This window comes from Martinezella sp. CNPSo 3964, assembly GCF_057784375.1.
Window position 1 is genome coordinate 23,738 of sequence record NZ_JBXSOW010000017.1, and the last position, 14,599, is coordinate 38,336.

The 14,599-nt window shown below is 59.8% G+C and carries 17 protein-coding genes; 9 read left to right on the forward strand and 8 right to left on the reverse strand.

Annotation, left to right across the window (positions count from 1 at the left end):
* Positions 1-38: 38 nt before the first annotated feature.
* A complete protein-coding gene (locus AC13Q5_RS32410) occupies positions 39-1,568 on the forward strand; it encodes a sensor histidine kinase (protein WP_075850738.1) in 1,530 nt (509 codons plus the stop codon).
* A 21-nt stretch (positions 1,569-1,589) separates the two neighbouring features.
* On the opposite strand, the gene AC13Q5_RS32415 is transcribed toward AC13Q5_RS32410, so the two are convergent.
* Together AC13Q5_RS32415 and cobT are read right to left on the reverse strand one after the other, a co-directional pair.
* The gene (locus AC13Q5_RS32415) at positions 1,590-1,982 is read right to left on the reverse strand and encodes a diacylglycerol kinase (RefSeq protein ID WP_075850739.1); all 393 of its coding nucleotides are present in this window, start codon (positions 1,980-1,982) and stop codon (positions 1,590-1,592) included.
* Positions 1,983-2,167: 185 nt separating this feature from the next.
* Positions 2,168-3,184 (reverse strand): nicotinate-nucleotide--dimethylbenzimidazole phosphoribosyltransferase, encoded by a 1,017-nt coding sequence (gene cobT / locus AC13Q5_RS32420; protein ID WP_488504486.1) that lies wholly within the window; start codon positions 3,182-3,184, stop codon positions 2,168-2,170.
* Positions 3,185-3,311: 127 nt separating this feature from the next.
* Between cobT and AC13Q5_RS32425 the strand changes: the two genes are divergently transcribed.
* The 4 genes from AC13Q5_RS32425 to AC13Q5_RS32440 all read left to right on the forward strand — a co-directional run bounded on the left by AC13Q5_RS32425 (position 3,312) and on the right by AC13Q5_RS32440 (position 6,039).
* On the forward strand, positions 3,312-4,088 hold the full coding sequence (locus AC13Q5_RS32425) for an adenosylcobinamide-GDP ribazoletransferase (protein WP_488504490.1): 777 nt from the start codon (positions 3,312-3,314) through the stop codon (positions 4,086-4,088).
* Between the two features lie 19 nt (positions 4,089-4,107).
* The gene (locus tag AC13Q5_RS32430; protein ID WP_075850742.1) at positions 4,108-4,329 is read left to right on the forward strand and encodes a DUF1289 domain-containing protein; all 222 of its coding nucleotides are present in this window, start codon (positions 4,108-4,110) and stop codon (positions 4,327-4,329) included.
* Entirely contained in the window at positions 4,326-5,027 is a 702-nt protein-coding gene (locus tag AC13Q5_RS32435; protein WP_075850743.1) for a retropepsin-like aspartic protease family protein, read from the forward strand. Before AC13Q5_RS32430 ends, AC13Q5_RS32435 begins: the two co-directional genes overlap by 4 nt.
* A gap of 106 nt (positions 5,028-5,133) precedes the next feature.
* Complete coding sequence (locus AC13Q5_RS32440) at positions 5,134-6,039, forward strand: DMT family transporter (protein WP_488504496.1); 906 nt, start codon at positions 5,134-5,136, stop codon at positions 6,037-6,039.
* Positions 6,040-6,069: 30 nt separating this feature from the next.
* Here the strand turns inward: AC13Q5_RS32440 and AC13Q5_RS32445 are convergent, their stop codons facing one another.
* From AC13Q5_RS32445 to AC13Q5_RS32460, 4 genes are all read right to left on the reverse strand, one after another.
* Entirely contained in the window at positions 6,070-6,600 is a 531-nt protein-coding gene (locus tag AC13Q5_RS32445; protein ID WP_488504498.1) for a GNAT family N-acetyltransferase, read from the reverse strand.
* The gene (locus AC13Q5_RS32450; protein WP_488504500.1) at positions 6,597-7,928 is read right to left on the reverse strand and encodes a bifunctional folylpolyglutamate synthase/dihydrofolate synthase; all 1,332 of its coding nucleotides are present in this window, start codon (positions 7,926-7,928) and stop codon (positions 6,597-6,599) included. Before AC13Q5_RS32450 ends, AC13Q5_RS32445 begins: the two co-directional genes overlap by 4 nt.
* Positions 7,929-8,007: 79 nt before the next feature.
* Positions 8,008-8,769: an ABC transporter permease gene (locus tag AC13Q5_RS32455; protein ID WP_075850747.1), complete on the reverse strand. Its 762-nt coding sequence runs from the start codon at positions 8,767-8,769 to the stop codon at positions 8,008-8,010.
* A complete protein-coding gene (locus AC13Q5_RS32460; RefSeq protein WP_075850748.1) occupies positions 8,766-9,692 on the reverse strand; it encodes an ABC transporter ATP-binding protein in 927 nt (308 codons plus the stop codon). The genes AC13Q5_RS32455 and AC13Q5_RS32460 overlap by 4 nt, the downstream gene beginning before the upstream one ends.
* Here AC13Q5_RS32460 and AC13Q5_RS32465 point away from each other — a divergent pair.
* Positions 9,673-10,077 carry a hypothetical protein gene (locus AC13Q5_RS32465; protein WP_143525364.1) on the forward strand — a complete coding sequence of 135 codons (405 nt, stop codon included), beginning with the start codon at positions 9,673-9,675 and terminating at the stop codon, positions 10,075-10,077. The two genes, AC13Q5_RS32460 and AC13Q5_RS32465, sit on opposite strands and share 20 nt — an antisense overlap.
* Position 10,078: 1 nt before the next feature.
* On the opposite strand, the gene AC13Q5_RS32470 is transcribed toward AC13Q5_RS32465, so the two are convergent.
* Together AC13Q5_RS32470 and AC13Q5_RS32475 are read right to left on the reverse strand one after the other, a co-directional pair.
* Positions 10,079-10,333 (reverse strand): hypothetical protein, encoded by a 255-nt coding sequence (locus tag AC13Q5_RS32470; protein ID WP_075850749.1) that lies wholly within the window; start codon positions 10,331-10,333, stop codon positions 10,079-10,081.
* A gap of 106 nt (positions 10,334-10,439) precedes the next feature.
* Positions 10,440-11,633 (reverse strand): extensin-like domain-containing protein, encoded by a 1,194-nt coding sequence (locus AC13Q5_RS32475; RefSeq protein WP_488504511.1) that lies wholly within the window; start codon positions 11,631-11,633, stop codon positions 10,440-10,442.
* Between the two features lie 243 nt (positions 11,634-11,876).
* Here AC13Q5_RS32475 and AC13Q5_RS32480 point away from each other — a divergent pair, with 243 nt between their 5' ends.
* The 3 genes from AC13Q5_RS32480 (at position 11,877) to AC13Q5_RS32490 (ending at position 14,575) form a co-directional block, all read left to right on the forward strand.
* Positions 11,877-12,266 (forward strand): acyl-CoA thioesterase, encoded by a 390-nt coding sequence (locus AC13Q5_RS32480; RefSeq protein ID WP_075850751.1) that lies wholly within the window; start codon positions 11,877-11,879, stop codon positions 12,264-12,266.
* Positions 12,267-12,270: 4 nt separating this feature from the next.
* Entirely contained in the window at positions 12,271-12,861 is a 591-nt protein-coding gene (locus AC13Q5_RS32485) for a hypothetical protein (protein WP_075850752.1), read from the forward strand.
* Between the two features lie 121 nt (positions 12,862-12,982).
* Positions 12,983-14,575 carry an SEL1-like repeat protein gene (locus AC13Q5_RS32490; protein ID WP_488504512.1) on the forward strand — a complete coding sequence of 531 codons (1,593 nt, stop codon included), beginning with the start codon at positions 12,983-12,985 and terminating at the stop codon, positions 14,573-14,575.
* Positions 14,576-14,599 lie beyond the last annotated feature (24 nt).

A 14,599-nucleotide genomic window follows, 5' to 3' on the forward strand; every position in this document is an offset into this window, starting at 1 on the left:
AGTGTGTAGTCTCAGGCAGGCCAAGTTTCAATGTAACCATGAGCACCGGCGTCAGCACATCGACAGATAAAAACATTGTCGACCGATCGCGCAGTCACCGTAACCGGGCTGTGTCGAAGGCCGTGCGGCAAACGCGCGAGCGCCTGCAGAGCGGTCACAGCCGCAATTTCGACCGCGAACTGATGATGATGCATATCGACACCTTGCGGCAGAGTGCCGCCGTGGTGCCGATTTTCGTCATCGTGGTTGCCGTTCTTGGCGTCTATCTCACGCGTGATGCGGGCATTCTCTTCTGGACCATTCCGATCCTGACGGCGCATGCCATCAACATGCTGATCGGACGGCGCGCCAAGAAGCAGGAAATGTCCGCCGAAAGCGCCAGAAAATGGCGCCAGCTGCTATTGCTGGGGCAATTGCTCGTCGGCTTCTGTTGGGCGCTCTTCACCATCCAGAATTGCTCGACCTGCGGCGGCGACAGTTTTGCCTTCTACAAGGGCACGACCCTGCTGGTGGCCATCTGCATCACGGCAATGTCGAGCTTCATGCTGCCGCGGGCAGTCCCGTTTTCCTTCGCACCGGCAACCGTGGCGCTGTTCGTGACGGCCATCCTGACGCGCAGGCCTTCCGATATCGCCCTCACTGCAGCCATTTCGGTTGCCGTCATATTCTTCAGCTTCATCACCAATCGCATGTATCAGTCGAACCTGAAGATCCTCTTCTTCCAATCGGAGAAGGACGATCTGATCGCCGAGCTGGAAGTCGCGAAATCGATGTCCGATGAAGCGCGCCGGCGCGCCGAGGAGGCAAATCTTGCCAAGTCGCGCTTCTTAGCCTCCATGTCACACGAGCTCAGAACGCCGCTGAATGCGATCCTCGGCTTTTCCGAAGTCATGTCCGCCGAGGTCATGGGGCCGCTCAACAACCCGACCTACCGCGAATACACCACCGATATCCATCGGTCCGGCCAGCACCTTCTCAACCTGATCAACGAAATCCTCGATCTCTCGCGCATCGAAGCCGGCAAATACGAACTGAACGAGGAAGCGATTTCCCTGCTCGATATTGCCGAGGATTGCATCGGCATGGTGCAGCTGCGAGCCCGCGCCAAGAATATCTCGATCTCATCGCAATTCGAAGCGCAACTGCCCTCGGTCTGGGCCGATGAGAAATCGATGCGCCAGGTGATCCTCAATCTCCTGTCGAACGCGGTGAAGTTCACGCCGCAAGGCGGCGAGATCAGCGTCAAGGTCGGCTGGACGGCCGGCGGCGGCGAATATGTGGCGATAAAGGACAACGGCCCCGGCATTCCCGAAGAGGAAATTCCGGTGGTGCTCTCAGCCTTCGGCCAGGGCTCCATCGCCATCAAGAGCGCCGAGCAAGGCACGGGCCTTGGCCTGCCGATCGTGCAGGCCATCCTTGCCAAGCATGACGGTCAGTTCATGCTGAAATCCAAACTGCGGGAAGGCACGGAGGTCATCGCCATTTTGCCGGCCAAGCGCGTTCTGCAAAGCCTGCCGGCTGTCGAAGATGCCCCACTCGTCGAGCGTCGCAAGAAGAGTTTCGCTTAAACGAAGCTCAGGTGCCGAGCTCTAGCGGAACAGCAGATGGCTGCCGATGACATAAAGAAGATAGATGCCGGACGCGACCAGCATGCAGAGAACGGCAAACGAGCCGAGGTCTTTCGCATGTTTGCCAACATTGGAGATTTCCGGAGAAATACGGTCGATCACCTCTTCCACCGCCGTATTCATGGCCTCGACCGCAAACACGGCGAGGAACAACACCATCGCGATGACGATCTCGCCAATCGTCGCGCCGACGGCGATCAGCAGGATCAACGCTACTGCAGCAAAAAGCAGTTCCTGGCGGAAGGCCGATTCCTGCAACAACCGCTGAAAGCCGCCCCAGGAATAACCGGCGGCGGCGAAAAAGTGCCGAATCCCGGTCTCCTTGGTGACCGTTGATTTTGAAAACTCAGCCATTCGCGTTCCGCCCGTAATGTCCCGGTTGCAATCTGGATGCTTTGCGAATACCGCCTCGCCGCGGTCGAAGCAAGGCGATGCCAATCGCCGCCGCCAAATTCATTACAGATTTATGACGAAAAACCGATCGTCTACAGGAAATCTAGCGGCGAAACGCATATTTCGACATCTCGCCGCCCCGATCCTCAGTGCTTATTCGTAACGCCGGCGCTCTCGAATGTTGCCATGCCGGAATGGCAGGCAGCCGCAGCCTTGACGATTCCGGCCGCCAATGCAGCCCCCGTGCCCTCGCCAAGCCGCATGCCGAGCGCCAAGAGCGGCGTCTTTCCGAGCTTCTCGATGGACCGCAGATGCCCCGGCTCCGCCGAAACGTGTCCAATCAGGCAATGGTCGAGCGCGGACGGGTTCGCTGCCTTGAGAACGGAAGCGGCAGCCGTTGCGACGTAGCCGTCGATGATGACGGGGATGCGTTCCATGCGCGCGGCAAGGATGGCACCGGCCATGGCGGCGATCTCGCGGCCGCCAAGGCGGCGCAGGATCTCCAGCGGATCGGAGAGATGGTCGCGATGGAGCGCGACCGCCTTCTCGACCGCGGCAATCTTGCGCTTCAGCATCTCGCCTTCGGAACCCGTACCGGGGCCGACCCAGTCCTCCGCCTTGCCGCCATAAAGCGCGTAGTGAATGGCTGCGGCGATCGTGGTATTGCCGATCCCCATCTCGCCGATGCAGAGCAGATCGGTGCCACCGGCAATCGCCTCCATGCCGAAGGCCATGGTCGCGGCGCAATCACGCTCGCTCAGCGCCGGCTCTTCGGTGATGTCACCCGTCGGAAAATCGAGTGCGAGATCGAAGACCTTCAGGCCGAGATCGTAGGCAACGCAGATCTGGTTGATCGCGGCGCCGCCAGCAGCAAAATTCTCCACCATTTGCTGCGTGACGGACGGCGGGAATGGCGTAATTCCCTGCTTGGTGACACCGTGATTGCCGGCAAAGATCGCAACGAGCGGGCGGGTCACGGCCGGAGAGCGACCAGTCCAGGCAGCCAGCCAGAAGGCGATTTCCTCGAGCCGACCGAGCGCGCCCGGCGGCTTGGTGAGTTGCGCATCACGTTCGCGCGCGGCCACGAGCGCCCGGGCATCCGGGCCTGGAAGCTCGCGCAGCAATGCGCGGAAATCGTCGAATGGGAGGCCGCTGACGCTCATGAATGCGTTCCTTGTCTTTTAGTCTCAAATCGGGTTCTTTGCGTGCGACTCTATTAGTCCTGGGAATCGGTGCGAACAACTCCAAAAGCGCCCGATGCTGTCGCGCGTATGGCGGGGAGAGGAAGAAATGCGGGAATATATGCGTGACACCGCGCGCGCCGTCGCTTTCTTGAGCCGCGTCCCTGTGCCGTCGTCCTTCTTCGAAGGCGATGACGGCAAGCTCTCGCGCACTTCTCGCGCCTTTCCTGTCGCCGGCTTGCTGATCGCCCTGCCCTCGGCACTGACCTTCAGCGTGCTGCTCGCCCTCAACGCCGATCCGTTGATGGCAGCATTGCTGGCGCTTGCCGTGCAGACGATCCTGACCGGCGCCCTTCATGAAGACGGACTCAGCGACACCGCAGACGGACTGGGTGGCGGCAAGAACCGCGAGCGCGCGCTCGAAATCATGAAAGACAGCCGCATCGGCACCTACGGGGCGGCGGCATTGATACTGTCGTTCGGATTGCGGGCTGCGGCGCTTGCCGCCATCGCTCGGCATCTTCCGCCTGAGGATGCTGCTGTCGCGATCCTCGCCGCGGCCACCTTAAGCCGCGGCGCCATGGTCTGGCATTGGTACGCCCTGCCGTCGGCCAAACCGGATGGGGTAGCCGCGTCGGCAGGCAAGCCTGATGGCGACGCCATGCAGCTGGCGCTGATTGCGACACTTGGCCTCGCGATACTGCTCATCGGTCCTGCCATGGGTGTTCCGGCGCTGGTTGGCTGCCTTCTTACGACAAGCGTCGCGACATTTCTGGCCACCCGATATATCAGTCAAAAATTGGCCGGTCATACGGGTGACACGATCGGCGCGACCCAGCAGATTTGCGAGATCGCCTCCCTGTGTACTCTTGCCATGTGCGTTTGAAGCATCGATATATGATCCCATGCTGACACCTTGCATCCTCGTCTGCTCCATCGACCAAAATACCGGCTATTGCTTCGGTTGCGGCCGCACATCAGCTGAAATCGGCGCGTGGATGAACTATAGCGACGAGGAACGCCGTGAGATCATGGAGCTGCTTCCGGAGCGTCTGACCAAGGTCGAACGCAAGCCGCGCCGGGAGACCCGCCGCCAAAGGATGGCACGGGAGCGCAGTGCCGTATGAACCGCCTGAACATCGTTCTCGCCATTCTCGGCATCGGCCTCGCACTGCTCATCTTCAATAACAATACCGGCTCCACCTTCGGCATGCGCAACGATGACTTCGCGCGTGTCGTCTATCTCCTGCCGATCGCGCTGATGATGAGTGCCGCCGTATGGGGTAGCCGTCATACCGTCAGCCAGTCGGTCCGCAATCTCCTGATCTGGTTCGTCATCATCATGGCGCTCGCGACGGCCTATATCTATCGCTACGATGCCGAGCAGGTGGGTAACCGCGTCTTCGCCGGCTTGATGCCTGGCCACGCCGTCGTCGTCACGACGAGCGAAGGTGGTCAGGAAGTGATCCTCCACAAACGGTCGAGCGGGCATTTCGAAGCCCAGGTAATGATTAACGGCCAGCCGATCGATATGCTGATCGACACCGGCGCCAGCACCATCGCGTTGTCGCAGGAAGATGCCGAGCGCGTCGGCATAATTCCAGAAAACCTCACCTATTCGATGACGGTATTGACCGCCAACGGTCGCGCCAGGGCAGCTCCCGTTGAGCTAGGCTCGGTGGCCATCGGTCCGATCAAGCGCAGGGATGTCGAGGCGAGCGTGGCCGAAGCGGGCAAGCTCGATCAGAGCCTGCTCGGCATGAGCTTCCTCGAAACTCTCGGGTCCATGCAGATGCAGACCGACGAATTGCGGCTGCGCGACTAAGGGATATGAGCCATCGCGTGCGATAGTTCGGTTGGGACCGAAGCATTCGCCGGTCTCTTCACTCTAGAAAACGGCATGTCCGAACCGCATGAAGAGTGAAACGCCCATGACACCTGCAAGACCCAACCTGACAACCGAACTGCTGCTTCTCCTCGCACTCGCCACCTGCTGGGGCGCCTCCTACACCTTCATCCGCGTCGGCGTGGCAACCATTCCGCCGATCACGCTGATTGCCGCCCGCACCTTGATCGCCGGCCTTGTCCTGCTCGCCATCATTCGCTGGCGCGGCCTGAGCCTGCCGAGGGATGCTGCGACCTGGAAACGTTTCCTCATTCAGTCCTGCCTTAACAGCGCCATCCCCTTCACGCTGATCGCATGGGCAGAACAGACCGTCGATGCCGGCCTGGCGACCATATTGAATTCCACGACGCCGATCTTCGCCTTCCTGATCGCCGCGTTCCTGCTGCGCAGCGAGCCGCTGACGGGCCGCAAGCTGTTTGGCGTGATTGTGGGCATGGCGGGCATTTGCCTGGTCATCGGCCTCGATGCGCTACGTGACATGGGTCGTGAGCTGCTGCCACAGCTCGCCGTCGTCGCGGCATCGATTTGCTATGCGTGCGCTGCCCTTTTTGGCCGCAACTTCAAGGGATTGGACCCGATGATGCCGGCGGCTGGATCCTTGCTCTGCGGTGCGGCTCTCCTGATCCCCGCCAGCTTGGTTTTCGAACACCCCTGGCAGATCGCACCGTCGGCGGCTTCGATCCTGGCGCTGATCGGCCTGTCGGTCGTCTCCACCGCCCTCGCCTTCAGCATCTATTTCCGGCTTATCCAGACTCTTGGTTCGGTCGGCACGACGGCACAGGCCTATCTGCGCGTCCCGATCGGCGTCGGCATCGGTGTGATTTTCCTCGGCGAACCCCTGTCCCCGACCGCAGCCATCGGCCTCGTCTGCGTGGTGGCCGGCGTCATGGCCATGACCATCGCGCCGCGCAAGCGAGCCATAGCGGGATAAAGCGATCGGCTCCGACCGGCCCGCGATGGATCAGGTCAAAAGCGAAAGATCATCCCAGGCAAAAATCAGATTGTCGGAGCGCCAGATCGGCCCCGGATCCACATACTGGCCGACCAATTGTCCGCCGAGCGCGCGGTAAAAGGCAATTGCCGGCTCGTTGCCCACAACCACGCCCAGACCGATAGCGGAATACCCCATCGACACAAATTCCCGCGCCATCTCCCGCATCATCAGACGGCCAATTCCCCGGCGCTTGATAGAGGAATCCACATAGAGCGACTTTATCTCGCCACGTCCCTCGAATGCCGGCTCGGACGAAGCCGCAATTGCGCCGATGCCGACGAGCCGGTCGTCCAGTACCGCCAGAAGAACGCGCTGATCCCTTCGGGGATTGGCAAGCATGTCGGCCCAGCGCATGCGACGGTATTCCTCGTCAAGCGCTTGATAGACATCGGCAGGCGCAAGATCGCGGTAGGTGTCGCACCAGATCGCACGATGTAGCCTGGCGATATCGGCAACGTCATCGACGAGAGCCGACCTGATCGTGATATCAGCCGTCACCCGACATTCCCCAGAACGGTGCCGCGCAATGCCCCGACTAGATAGAGCGATCCGGTGACGAGCATCCAGCCGTCCGTTTCGGCAAGCTTCATGGTCGCCAGTTCCAGCGCCCTGTGCGGGTCCGGTTCAGCCTCGCACGCCAAGCCCATGGATTTCGCCAGCATTTCCAAATCCCGCGCGGCATGGGCGCGGCCGGATCCGGACGCCTCGGTAAACACCACATAGACAACGTGCCGCGAGAGCACTTCGATAAAGCCGGGTGCATCCTTGTCGGACGCCAAGGCAACGACGGCAATGCAATCACCGCTGACGCTGGCCGAGCACGCGATATCGCGCAAGACAGCCTCGATATTGAACGGCACATGCGCGCCGTCCATAATCACCGGCAGTGTCTGTCGTCCGTCCTGCAATGCCGGCGGCAGCAGGAAGTCGAAACGCTCCATTCGCCCCGGCAGCCGCGCCTTGTCGACAACGGCCGGATCGAGCAGCCATGTACCGATCGGCTGGCCTTTTGCACTTCCTTCCAGCACGCTCTCGCCTTGTCGCCCCAAATGATCGAACACCAGGCCGACCAGCGCGATATTAGTTTCCGCAATCGTGGCATCTTCGGGAAGCTCGGTTCGAAGCACCTTGCAGCCCAGTTCGTCGGCGCGCTGCTGTACGACCTGCCCCGCAGCATCATCGGCGGCAAGCGTGGTGGCAAGCACCGCGCCGCGCTTCAATATGCCCACCTTCTCGCCCGCGATCGCCGCGCGCGTGACCCCAAGAATTTCCGTATGCTCCAGCGCGATATTGGTGACAACGGCCACTTCGCCGAAGACCACGTTTGTCGAATCCAGCCTGCCGCCCAGCCCGACTTCGACCACGACCCAGTTCAAGGCTGCATCTCTGAAGGTGACGAAGGCTGCAGCCGTTATTACGTCGAACCAGGTAGCATCCTCGCCGGCAGTTGCGGCTTGCTTCGCGCTCTCATAGCTGTCCAACACCTGCATGATCGCCTTCGCCAGCGCATCGTCCTCGACCTCGCGGCCGAGAACGCTGACACGCTCGTTCACACGGTCGACATGCGGCGACCCGTAACGACCGACCCGCCACCCTGCCCGCAACAATCCAGCTTCGAGAAGCGCCGAGACCGATCCCTTGCCCTTGGTACCGGCAACGTGGATAGCGCGGAAGCTTCGATGAGGGTCGCCCAAACGCTGCATGAGATCGAGCATCGGCTCGAGACCGACCCGCATCTCTCCGCGCGGCTTGCGCTCCCAGTTGGTCAGTTGATCGAGCCGGGAGAGTGCTTGGGATAGCAGCTGGCTGGGATGGGACTGCGACATGGGACCGCCTTTTCAATGATTTTCTTGCGGCTCTACGAAGGCCGCAAGCTTCATTAGCCCCACCCATCCAGTACCGCCATCAGTTTCTCAATCGATACCCCGTCCTGAAAATCCACCCAAGGATCGCCAGACAGACGACGAGGAAGAGCGTGATCATGGCAAGACTTAGCACCGGATTGACGTCGGCGATGCCATAGAAACTCCAGCGGAAGCCGCTGACAAGATAGAGAACCGGGTTGAGATGGCTGACCGCCTGCCAGAAGGGCGGCAGCATGTTGATCGAGTAGAAGCTGCCGCCGAGGAAGGTCAGTGGCGGCACGACCAGCATCGGGATCAGGTTCAACTGCTCGAAATTGCCCGCCCATATGCCGATCATGAAGCCGAACAGGCTGAAGGTGACTGCCGTCAGCACAAAAAACAGGATCATCATGAACGGATGCTCGATCCTGATATCGACGAAGAAACTCGCGGTTGCCAGGATAATCAGACCGATCAGCATCCCCTTGGTCGCCGCCGCACCCACATAGCCGAGAACAATCTCGGTCATGGCGACAGGCGCCGACAGCACCTCATAGATCGTACCGGTGAATTTCGGGAAATAGATGCCGAAGGAGCCGTTGCTGATGCACTGTCCGAGCAAGGTCAGCATGATCAGGCCCGGCGTGATGAACGCCCCGTAGGAAACACCCTCGACCAGATTGATGCGCGATCCGATCGCCGCACCGAACACGATGAAATAGAGCGATGTGGAAATGACCGGCGAGACCACGCTCTGCAGCAGCGTGCGGCGCGTGCGGGCCATTTCGAAAGCGTAGATGGACTTGACCGCTTCGAAGTTCATTTACCTGCCTCCACCAGCGAGACGAAAATATCCTCGAGTGAGCTCTGACGCGTCGAAAGATCCTTGAAATGAATCCCCTGCTCGGCCAGCTTCGACAGCAGGGCCGCAATGCTCGACTGCTCATGCTGGGCGTCGAAATCATAGATCAGCGTCTGACCGTTCGGCCCGAGCGAAAGCCCGTTCCCGTCGAGAGACTGCGGTACAGCGTCAATCGGTTCGTTCAAATCGAGGATGAGCTGCTTGCGGCCGAGCTTGGCCATCAGCGCCTTCTTCTCCTCCACCAGCAGCAGCTCGCCGCCATTGATGACACCGACGCGGTCGGCCGCTTCTTCGGCCTCTTCGATGTAGTGGGTCGTCAGGATGATGGTGACGCCGGAGGCGCGCAGGCGCTCGACCACATGCCACATGTCCTTGCGCAGCGCGACGTCGACGCCGGCCGTCGGTTCGTCGAGAAACAGGATCTCCGGCTCGTGCGAGAGCGCCTTGGCGATCAGCACGCGCCGCTTCATGCCGCCTGAAAGCTGGCGAAGCATATTGTCCTTTTTCTCCCAGAGCGAGAGATCGCGCAGTATCTTCTCGATATATTCAGGATTCGGCTTCTTGCCGTGAAGCCCGCGTGAGAAGCTCACCGTGTTCCAGACGGTTTCGAACTGATCGGTCGTCAACTCCTGCGGCACGAGGCCGATCAAGCTGCGCGTGGCGCGGAAATCGCGCACAACATCATGGCCGCCGACCGTTACCGAGCCCCCGCTTGGATTGGCAATCCCGCAGACGATGGAAATCAGCGTCGTCTTGCCGGCACCGTTCGGCCCAAGCAGCGCCAGGATTTCGCCCCGTTCGATGTCGAGATCAATGCCCTTCAGTGCCTGAAACCCGTTGGCATATGTTTTCGTGAGATTGCGTATGGAAATGATCGCAGCCATGGTCAGGCAAAGTCCGGCTTTTATGATGAATTTCGCGGCGTTTGCCCGCTATATAGCCGGTCTTGCGTTTTTACCACCCCATGGTGGTGGAACACAGCGTTCGCTTAAGTCAAATAAGCTGTCATCAAATCGTGACCTTCGTCGGGCATATAGCTCCTTAGGTGAGCAACGTTTGTCGCAACTCCGCCCAACGCCTCTTGGCGACACCGTCAGCGCCTGCTGTATTGGCCGATTTATTGCCCTCGCATTCATATTGCGTGCATCATCATTGCAACATGAAGTTCTTTTCTGGAGCAGGCAAGGATCCCCCGTCGTTGCCATGCTCCGCTCAAGCCGGCCCAGCCGGCTTTTTTCTTTTTTGCCAGCTTACGATCGGAAAACGTGACCTACCAGTTGCCATTCACACCACAGCCGGCAGGTGGCAGGGTCTTGTGCTCGAAGCGCGCCTTCAGCATTGCGCAGCCCTTGTCGCGAATGGGACCTGGCATCATGGAATTGAGGCCGATGCCGACTTCATCGAAGGGATCGTCGGCATAGGCGACATAAGCGTACCAGCGGCCGCCGATGACGATAACGATGGCAATCAGCGCGGCAACGAGCGCCCTTCCCAGGCTTCTCTTTCGTCTCGGTACGTCTTCCATGAGCCCCTCTCTTGCCCTCGGCGCGCGCTGTTAAGCGCGATCCCACCGATAGGTAAATCAGCTTCTCCGTTTGGCAAGGGTGGATGCTGTCCCGGCAAAGGGCCAATCAAAGGCTGCAATAGCGCCGGCCGCCCTTTCGATCCCTGAGGTCGAAATGGAAGTGATTCCAGTGCTCCGGATTGCTGCCCGGTCCGAGCACAGTATCGAAATAGCGGCAACTGTCGCTGCGTACCGCTTTGAGCAAGCGTCCTTCCCTGAAGGAGAACAGGCCCTTCCTCCGCACGTCGATTACATGGCCGTTCTTGAGAATGAAGGTGCCCACATCGATCGCATTGCCATGGGCATGCTCCGACATCGGATTATAGCGTTGCCGGCTATTGTTCATTCGCCGGCAGGAATATCCGCCAAGCGGTACGATCGTGCCGATGCCCGTCCAGTAGCGCGTGCGCGCGGCTGGGGCGAGCTCGTTCTTCACCCATTTGGCAAAGGCGAGCGTCACTTGGCAATTCAATGTGACAGCAGGTCTGACCGCAATATTGCCGGACAGGCCGCTCAGTGAAACCGGATAGGGAACCTGACATGCAGGCCCGTTGGATATGGCCGGCTTGTCGGCATAGACGACGCCCATGCGCTGCAACTCCTGTCGGCAGGCAACTTCCGAGGGCGGCATCATACCCGGCGTCGATTGCGGCGCTTCGAATTGCTGATCGAGGCGCGGTATCGGATTTTCGACACGCGGCAGCATCGCGACCTGCGTTCCCGGCAACTGCCTCGGTATCCGCGATTGGTTGAGCTCGGCCTGTGCGGCCGGGCGCTGAACAATCGACCGGTTGGTCTGTACCGGAGCATCGGTGCCGATGCCGTCGACCACGGGTTGGTCGGACTGACCTTCGGCAATATTCTGCTGCTCTTCCTGCGCCAATCCGACAACCGATCCGGATTGCTCTTCCTCACTCGGCCCGACGCCGAGTTCGGCATCCATATTGACGCCTTGCGAGGGAACCTCCGATTGCTGCGCCAGCCCAACCTCGACGTCCGAAGTGGTCACGGCCTCACCGGTTCCATTGGAGCGAAGGGGACCGCCGCTCTTGTAATTGCTCGATGTGGAAACGACGGGATCCTGCACCCCTTGATAGGCAAACTGTCGCTGCGGCACACTGCGATGCGGCTTGATGGATCCGACACGCGAGGAACTATCGATGCTGGAGGGCGGCACGAGACTATCTGCCGTACAGGCGACCAGCGCCGACGACAACAGCAATGGCAGCGCGATCCGCCGTAGAATGGGTAAAATGGTCATACTCCTGATCCGCTGCCCCAGCCACGGTCGGTAACGATTACAAATCCTAAATGGGAAGGGTGAACGAAAGCTTACCGCAGGAGGATCTCGATGTTTCGTGCTGGAACCACAGGAGCATGGAATGACATGAAGCAAGGCACACGGCCCACAGGAGTCCTCCATGGAAATGCCGGCATGGCTTTTCCATCGCGGCAGGATTGCATAGGCTGATTGTCGGAATCGACCGTGAACAGGAGCAGATGAATGAATGATAGCGTTAAACCGAGAGGCGAGCTGACATTGCGCACGCTTGCCATGCCCGCCGACGCCAATCCTGCCGGCGATATTTTCGGCGGCTGGGTCATGGCACAGATGGACTTGGCAAGCGGCATCCGTGCTGCCGAACGGGCGCGCGGCCGCGTGGTCACGGCAGCGGTCAAGGAGATGGCTTTCGAGCTGCCCGTCAAGATCGGCGATACGCTGAGCGTCTTCACCGATATCGAACGCGTCGGCCGCACCTCGATCACCTTGAGCGTCGAAGCCTGGGCGCACCGTGCGCGCTACAATAGCCTCGAGAAGGTCACCGCCGCGACATTCATCATGGTCGCCCTTGATGAGGATGGCTTGCCGAAGGCTGTACCAGGGGAGAGCTGACGCAATGGGTTCCGCACACGCACCGGAAGTCTACGTCTACATCAGGACGGTCATGAGCATGGTGATCGGCCTTTCGCTCGCCCAGCTTCTGACCCGGCTTGCCGGCTTCGTGCAGGCGCCGGGCAAGAACAAGATCTACCTCGTCCATATCGGCTGGGTCTTGTCGATGTTCCTGTTCATCATCCATTTCTGGTGGTGGGAATATCGGCTGCAATCCGTCGCGCAGATCAATTTCGGCGTCTACCTCTTCCTGATCTGTTTCTGCTGCCTCTTCTATTTCCTCTGCGTCTTGCTCAATCCGCCCTCGGTCGAAGATTACGGCGGCTTCGAGGAATATTTCATCTCCCGCCGGCGTTGGTTTTTCGGCCTGCTCGCCGTGACCTATGCCGTCGATCTCATCGACACATTGCTGAAGGGTGGAGCCTATTTTCAGTCGCTAGGCTGGGAGTATCCAATACGCAATGTCGTCTACGTCGTCCTGTGTATCATCGCCGCGATCACGGCCAACCGGCGTTTCCAGGCGGCTTTCGTGACCGTCGGCCTGATTTACCAGATTACATGGATCTTCCGTCTCTACGACGTGCTTCCGGTCTAACGATCTTATTCCGCACGGCGTTAAAGCGGCTGCCATTTCGATGCTTCACGATCTTTAACCAAGACATCGCCATATTGTTCAGATCGATTATGCTCTGAGACGCAGGTGGGAGACTCAAGCCTTGAAGACAAAGAGCTATGCACTGGGATTGGCCTTTGCTCTATCGTTACCGTGGCTTGCTCATGCCGAAGACCCCGCACCGGGACCTGCCAATACCACGATCGATCTGAAATATTGGGTGGAATTCGCAAATCAGGGCAATCCGGCTGCCCAATATGGTCTTGGCTATCGCTACGCCCACGGTGAGGGCGTGGAGCAGGACGATGCGCAGGCGGTCGACTGGTATCGGAAATCGGCTGACCAAGGCAATGGGCAAGCCCAATATGCTCTGGCCTATATGTATGCCAACGGTCGCGGCGTCGATACCGATCTGAAACAGGCAAACGACTGGTATTTGAAGGCGGCGCAAAACGGCAATGCGGATGCTCAATATGCCATCGGCTATTCCCATGCCAATGGCCGGGGCATGGCTGTCGATAATGAAGGTGCCGTCACCTGGTATCAGAAATCCGCCGCTCAGGGAGAGGCACAGGCACAATATGCGCTCGGCTATATGTATGCCAATGGCCTCGGCGTACATCAGGACCGCGCCATCGCACTCGGCTGGTATCGCAAGGCGGCCGACCAGGGCCGCGCCGATGCGCAATACGCAATCGGCTATGTGTACGACAACGGCCAAGGCACGGAAGAAGATCAGGAACAGGCCCTCGCCTGGTATAAAAAGGCCGGCAACCAAGGAAGTGCGCAAGGTCTGTATGCGGTCGGCTACGCCTATGCCAATGGCAAGGGTGTCGGGCAGGATGATGCCGAAGCCTATTCCTGGTACATGAAAGCAGCCGAGAAAGGGCGAGCCGAGGCACAATACGCCGTCGGCTACAGCCTTGAGAATGGGGTCGGGGTGGCACAGGACTACCGTCAGGCGCTTCAATGGTTTCGCAAATCGGCTGACCAGGGACGCCCCGACGCGCAATATGCCATCGGCTATCTCTATGCCAACGGCCAGGGCGTGAAGGTCGACGATGACAGCGCAGTGAGATGGTATCGCAAGGCCGCCGAGCAAGGCGATGCACGAGGCGAATACGCCCTCGCCTTCATGTATGCTGCCGGCCGTGGCATTGCTGCGGACTACGGCAAGGCCATTGACTGGTGTCGGAAAGCCGCCGGCCAGGGCCATGCGGACGCACAATATGCCCTCGGCTACATGTACGAAAACGGCCAGGGGATAAAGGCTGACAAATCGGTCGCGGCAAGCTGGTATCGCAAGGCTGCTGACCAGAACAACTCCCAAGGTCAATACGCCCTCGCCTATCTCTATTATCAAGGCGCCGGCGTGGCCAAGGACTACGGCCAGGCGGCCAATCTATTTCGCAAAGCCGCCGATCAGGGTGACTCCCGCGCGGAATACGGTCTTGGATATCTCTATTATAACGGCTATGGCGTGCCGAAGGACTCGACGATCGCTGCCGACTGGTTCAACAAGGCGGCGGCGAAGGGATTGCCCGAAGCACAGCATGGGCTCAGCTATATGGAAGCAAACGGCGACGGCCCGATCAAGGATCTCGGACCACTGGGACAAGGGGCGACCGGAAAAAAGGGCACCGGCGACATGACGGGCTGGGTCCTATTTCATTTGCTGATGGCGCTGGTGCCCTAGCGGTCACGAAGCGTTCGGCATCTT

Bases quoted from the DNA above. Each gene is read 5' to 3' on its own strand.
- AC13Q5_RS32455 (WP_075850747.1), bottom strand. From the start codon at position 8,769: ATGAACTTCGAAGCGGTCAAGTCCATCTACGCTTTCGAAATGGCCCGC.
- AC13Q5_RS32460 (WP_075850748.1), bottom strand. From the start codon at position 9,692: ATGGCTGCGATCATTTCCATACGCAATCTCACGAAAACATATGCCAAC.
- AC13Q5_RS32415 (WP_075850739.1), bottom strand. From the start codon at position 1,982: ATGGCTGAGTTTTCAAAATCAACGGTCACCAAGGAGACCGGGATTCGG.
- AC13Q5_RS32435 (WP_075850743.1), top strand. From the start codon at position 4,326: ATGAACCGCCTGAACATCGTTCTCGCCATTCTCGGCATCGGCCTCGCA.
- AC13Q5_RS32470 (WP_075850749.1), bottom strand. From the start codon at position 10,333: ATGGAAGACGTACCGAGACGAAAGAGAAGCCTGGGAAGGGCGCTCGTT.
- AC13Q5_RS32485 (WP_075850752.1), top strand. From the start codon at position 12,271: ATGGGTTCCGCACACGCACCGGAAGTCTACGTCTACATCAGGACGGTC.
- AC13Q5_RS32450 (WP_488504500.1), bottom strand. From the start codon at position 7,928: ATGTCGCAGTCCCATCCCAGCCAGCTGCTATCCCAAGCACTCTCCCGG.
- AC13Q5_RS32480 (WP_075850751.1), top strand. From the start codon at position 11,877: ATGAATGATAGCGTTAAACCGAGAGGCGAGCTGACATTGCGCACGCTT.
- AC13Q5_RS32440 (WP_488504496.1), top strand. From the start codon at position 5,134: ATGACACCTGCAAGACCCAACCTGACAACCGAACTGCTGCTTCTCCTC.
- cobT (WP_488504486.1), bottom strand. From the start codon at position 3,184: ATGAGCGTCAGCGGCCTCCCATTCGACGATTTCCGCGCATTGCTGCGC.
- AC13Q5_RS32475 (WP_488504511.1), bottom strand. From the start codon at position 11,633: ATGACCATTTTACCCATTCTACGGCGGATCGCGCTGCCATTGCTGTTG.
- AC13Q5_RS32465 (WP_143525364.1), top strand. From the start codon at position 9,673: ATGGAAATGATCGCAGCCATGGTCAGGCAAAGTCCGGCTTTTATGATG.
- AC13Q5_RS32425 (WP_488504490.1), top strand. From the start codon at position 3,312: ATGCGGGAATATATGCGTGACACCGCGCGCGCCGTCGCTTTCTTGAGC.
- AC13Q5_RS32430 (WP_075850742.1), top strand. From the start codon at position 4,108: ATGCTGACACCTTGCATCCTCGTCTGCTCCATCGACCAAAATACCGGC.
- AC13Q5_RS32410 (WP_075850738.1), top strand. From the start codon at position 39: ATGAGCACCGGCGTCAGCACATCGACAGATAAAAACATTGTCGACCGA.